The 331-nt window shown below is 59.2% G+C and carries 1 protein-coding gene; it reads right to left on the bottom strand.

Going from position 1 to position 331, the window contains the following annotated elements; genetic code table 11:
- A partial coding sequence (locus HX803_RS32495; RefSeq protein WP_178926127.1) for a TonB-dependent receptor domain-containing protein occupies positions 1–331 on the bottom strand: 331 nt, incomplete at both ends.

The following is a 331-nucleotide window of genomic DNA, read 5'->3' as shown; positions in this document are numbered from 1 at the left end:
CACTGGGGAGCCCATGTATTGATAGGTCTCGAAGACTTTGCGACCTGTCAGGTTTACCGCCGAAACCGAGATCGTGTAGCGGTCGAAATCGTAGGAAGTCTGCGCATCCAGCAGTGCGTAGCCTGGGACGGATACCGTATTAGGCAGGGTTAACTCACGCGCGCTGAGTGCTGTAATACCTGCACCGAAGCCCAGTCCCTTGGCGGCGCCGTCAAGTATCCGGTAGCGGGCTGCGAGGCGACCGCTGTGCCGTGGTACGCGAGGCAGCCCATCACCGAGCGGAATCGAGTTGTCCTCTGTGATTTCTGCCTGGGTGTAGGCGTAGTTACCC

This window comes from Pseudomonas sp. P7548, assembly GCF_013386585.1.
Lineage (GTDB): Bacteria > Pseudomonadota > Gammaproteobacteria > Pseudomonadales > Pseudomonadaceae > Aquipseudomonas.
This window is presented reverse-complemented; position numbering and strand designations above follow the sequence as displayed.